Below are 4,481 nucleotides of genomic sequence, written 5' to 3'. Positions count from 1 at the left end.
CAGTGTGAAAGTAGGTTATCGTCAGGCTTGTTATTCGCAGTAAGAGAAAAACCCCACCAGCAATGGTGGGGTTTTTTTTCGTCTGGCGCGCGCTTTTTGTCGTCCGTACGGCGAAGTTGTGCGAAGTTGCCGGTCCTGAGCGCTTTTTTGCCGGTGATGCCAGAGCGCTTTTGATCCGTCATTCAGGTCGACGCTTGTCTCTCTTGCCCCTTCCTTGTTGTGAACGGCGGGTACCGTCATGTTCTCTTCATATTCACACTGTACGATGACTTGCATGGCTGCTGCTTTTGAGCGGCCAGTCTCTTTCATCTCATCAAGTAAATGTGTGCACCCATGTTGGCCAAGCTTAAACTCGTCAAAACTCCCAAAGGCATCGATAGCGTCTTGATGCTGTCGGCCATGCTGATACTCTGGATCGGCAATTACAGCAACCTCGATCTCATGATCGCCGACAGCATGTTCGACGGGACGCGCGGGCAATTTTCCGGTGCTGGCAGCGCGTGGGCGGGCAGTTTCCAGTTCTGCATGACCTTGCTGGCCGCGGCTGCGATAGTGCTGGCGGTCTGGGACACGCTACGTCCGCTGGCATGGTCTGCCTCACGCCGCAGCGCCTTGCGCGTCGTGGCCCTGTCGGCTATTCTGGTGCCACTAAGCATCTATTTGCTCTCTTTCTTCAGCGATGTGCCCTGCCCCACGGATTTGCTGCGCTATGGTGGAGCGGAACCGTATACGCGCTTGCTGGAAACATTGCCGGCAAGCGCGTCTGCCATGGCCTGCCTGCCCGCTACGCATGCGAACACTGCCTGGTGGATGCTGGCCTTGCCATTGTTCTGCCTGCCCGGACGGCCACGCGCGGCGCTTTTGCTCGCCGGTGTCATGTTGCTGTGCGGTTTGGCGGCAGGCTGGCAGCAGCAGTTGCAAGGTACGCAATTTTTTACGCACACCTTGTGGTCTGCCTGGATCGCTTCCTTCCTGATATATCTGCTGCATAATTTGTTCCGGGCCGAGGACGCGTTGGCCTGAAACACAAAAGTACGTCACAATCTGCCTGTCTAGTTGTCGTTTCATACAAAAACAGGAGCACCATGAAGGAGCAGATTGCGAGAGAAGTGGTATTGGTCCGTGCTATCGAGACGGCCGACCAGAAAAAAGAAGTCCTCAGCGAGGACGACCGCATGTATGCCAGTCGCAGTGCGCGTGAGCTTGCGCAGTGGCAAGCTTCGGGCAAGCAGGCCGAAGTAACAGGTGACGATTTCCTGCAGCAGCGCTCCGAGCTGATTCTCAAGCGCATCACCGAGCGCACGCCCGCCTTCGCCGCTTTCGCGAAGCGCCGTAACGGCATGAAGACCCTGGCGCTGACCTTGCCCTTGCTGGCTTTGCTGCTGGGCGCCGGGCTCGACCGCATCACGGATCCTCATCGCGTCGACTTGCTGTCGGCGCCCTTGCTGCTGATCATCGCCTGGAATGTGCTGGTCTACCTGGGTTTGCTGATCTGGCTATGCATGCCCTCGCACTCTCTCGGCTGGCCGAAAGCGGGACTGGTGCGCCACCTGAGCGTGGGCCGTCTGGCCCTGCCGCGTAAGCTGCCACATGCATTGTCCTCGGGCTTGCTCAGTTTCATGGGGGAGTGGGCGCATTTGAGCGCCAAGCTGACGGCCGCGCGCCTGAGCCGTACCATCCACCTGAGCGCCGCCATGTTTGCCATCGGCGCCGTCGCTTCGCTGTATGCGCGCGGCTTCCTGTCGCAATACGCGGCCGGCTGGGAAAGCACTTTTTTGAATGCCGGCCAGGTGCACAGCTTGCTTTCGACCCTGTTTGCGCCAGCCATTGCCCTGTTTCATTTGCAAGGCTTTTCGCTGGCGGAAATCGAAGCGCTGCGCTTCCCGCAGACAACGACCGTCGAAGGCGGCGCGCGCTGGGTGCATTTGTATGCGGCAACCATCTTCCTGCTGGTGGTCGTCCCCCGCCTGATGCTGGCACTGGTCAACAACTGGCGCGCTGCGCGCCTGGCCAGGCACTTTCCGCTGGATATCGATCAACCGTATTTCCGCAAGCTCAATGAAAGCATCGGCGTGGCCACTGGCGGCATGCTGCGCGTCTTGCCGTACAGCTTTACTGTCGATGAGGCACGCCACAAGGGCCTGGGGCAAATCGCCCTCATGCTGTTCGGCGAGCAGGGCCGCATGATGCTGCGCCCATCGACGTCGTATGGCGAAGAGCCCCAGGACGTCTTGCGCGACACGGACTTGAATGATCCGCAAGTCAATATCACGGCCGTGCTGTTCAATCTGACGGCGACGCCGGAAAAGGAAAATCATGGTGCCTTCCTCGATTATCTGATGCAATCGTCGGCACGCGGCATCGCCGTCCTGATCGATGAGTCCAGCTACTTGGAACGCGCTGGCGAGCAGGTGGATAATGCCACCCGCTTGGCCGAAAGAGTCGCCTTGTGGCAACAGTTCTGCCAGTTCCACAAAACCACGGCCACCCTGGTCAATTTGCTCAATCCTGCCCTGCACCCGCACGATGCCGGTGTCGGGCTGAAAGTATCGGCAGCAGCATGAGTGTGAATGTGAATAAAGATGTGCAGGATGATGCGGTACAGATTCAGTTCGCGCTGATTTCGCACACGAATAATGGCAAGACGACTCTGGCGCGCACTTTAGTGGGTGTGGACATTGGCGAAGTGCGCGACGCCGCCCACGTGACCGTGTTTGCGGAATCGCATACCTTGCTGGCCACGCCGCAGGGCGATGCCTTGCAATTGTGGGACACGCCCGGCTTTGGCGACTCCGTGCGCCTGCTCAAGCGCCTGGGGCAGTCGGGCAATCCCATCGGTTGGTTTCTGCGCGAAGTGCTGGACCGTTATCGCGACCGCCCGTTCTGGCTCAGCCAGCAAGCGTTGCGTACGGCCAAGGACTCTGCCGACGTGGTGCTGTACCTGGTGAATTCCTCGGAACATCCCAAAGATGCGGGCTACTTGCCGGCGGAAATGAAAATCCTCGCCTGGCTGGATAAGCCCGTGGTGGTCTTGCTCAACCAGATGGGGCCGCCGCGTCCTGGAAATGAGGAACACAGCGAGCAGGCGCGCTGGCGCGAGCATTTGCAGCAGTATCCGATTGTGCGCGACGTCTTGGCACTCGATGCCTTTGCCCGCTGCTGGGTACATGAGCGCGTCTTTTACGAAGCGGTGGGTAAGTTGTTGCCGCAGTCTCAGCAAGCCGGCTATGCGCGTCTGTTTTCTGCCTGGCAAGAGCAGAATACGGCGCGTTTCCAGCAGGCCATGCATCTGCTGGCCACGCAACTGGCGGTGGCTGGGCAGGATCGCGAGGTCATCGAGCCCGTCTCCAAGGGCTTGCTGAAATCGGCCTTGCAGGTAGTGGGTATCGGCAAGAACGCAGAGCAGCAACGCCAGGAAAAGGCCATGGCCAGCCTGGTGGCGCGGCTCAATACGCACAGCGGTATCACCACGCGTGAGTTGTTGATCCTGCACAAACTCGACCCTACCGATGCGCATAAGATTAATGCGCGGGTGCGTGATAATTTTGCCGTGCGCGCGCCGATCGACAAGGCGCAAGCAGGGCTATTGGGCGCCATGATTTCCGGTGCGGCGACGGGGCTGTCGGCCGATTTGATTTCCGGCGGCTTGACCTTGGGCACGGGGGCTTTGCTTGGCGGCGTGGTCGGTGCCCTGACGTTTGCGGGCGCCGCTTGGGGCTTTAATTCCGGCACGGACCGCAATGAGCCCACCATGCAATTTACGGATGCCTTCCTGCGTACCTTGGTGGTGGCGGGCGTGTTGCGTTACTTGGCGGTGGCGCATTTTGGCCGTGGCCGTGGCAACTTTGTGGAAGGCGAGGCGCCGGCCTTTTGGCAGGATGAGGTCGAGCAGGCGGTAGCGCGCCATGACGCTGCTTTGGTTGATGTGTGGAAAGACGTGCGACGTGAAAAATCACCCGAGCAAGCTGCCGAGCACGTTGCGCCCGTGATTGCTAACATTGCCTCCGATACCCTGGCGCGTCTGTATCCGGATGTGACGCGCCTGGTGTAGATATCTGCTGTAGCCCATCAGGCGCCGGCATGCAGGCATTGTTGCGCAAATTGCGCGCAGGCTTCAACCTTGGCCGTTGGCCGATTTCGACAGCCGTGATGTTAGTTTCCGCCTACCTATCGGCGGCCTGTTGATACGCTGGCAAAATACGCATCAGCTTGCCTTACACCAGGCCGTGTTCCATATCCCATACCGAGCGCAATAGGATAAAACGGTACCGCAGGAATCCGTGTTTACCCGCAAGGGCGTCGACCTCATCCTGAAGTATGCCTTTGAGCTGGCGCAAAGGTGGCTTAAAAAACACCTGAGCCAGTACGACCGATGTGGGCATGGCGGTGGCCGAATTGCTGAAATAAAGCTTGCCGCCTGCGGGCGGCTTTGCTATAGTTCGCCTCCCCAATGAGACGCACTAGTTTGCGGCACAAAAGGG

Annotated in this window: 4 protein-coding genes; 3 read left to right on the top strand and 1 reads right to left on the bottom strand. The window is 59.2% G+C overall.

Annotated elements, in window-relative coordinates; translation table 11 throughout:
• The coding region (locus AC54AF_RS26850; protein ID WP_496639021.1) for a hypothetical protein at nt 1-182 on the bottom strand (182 nt) is incomplete at its 3' end.
• Nucleotides 183-387: 205 nt separating this feature from the next.
• Between AC54AF_RS26850 and AC54AF_RS26845 the strand changes: the two genes are divergently transcribed.
• From AC54AF_RS26845 to AC54AF_RS26835, 3 genes are all read left to right on the top strand, one after another.
• Nucleotides 388-1,023 (top strand): phosphatase PAP2 family protein, encoded by a 636-nt coding sequence (locus tag AC54AF_RS26845; RefSeq protein WP_496639020.1) that lies wholly within the window; start codon nt 388-390, stop codon nt 1,021-1,023.
• 62 nt (nt 1,024-1,085) lie between these two features.
• Nucleotides 1,086-2,564: a DUF2868 domain-containing protein gene (locus tag AC54AF_RS26840; protein ID WP_496639019.1), complete on the top strand. Its 1,479-nt coding sequence runs from the start codon at nt 1,086-1,088 to the stop codon at nt 2,562-2,564.
• Nucleotides 2,561-4,051, top strand: a complete 1,491-nt coding sequence (locus AC54AF_RS26835; RefSeq protein WP_496639018.1) for a DUF3482 domain-containing protein — start codon at nt 2,561-2,563, stop codon at nt 4,049-4,051. Before AC54AF_RS26840 ends, AC54AF_RS26835 begins: the two co-directional genes overlap by 4 nt.
• Nucleotides 4,052-4,481 lie beyond the last annotated feature (430 nt).

It is taken from the genome of Janthinobacterium sp. JF4 (assembly GCF_059617925.1).
The sequence above is the reverse complement of the archived record's forward strand: the minus strand, read 5'-3'. Positions and strand labels throughout refer to the sequence as shown.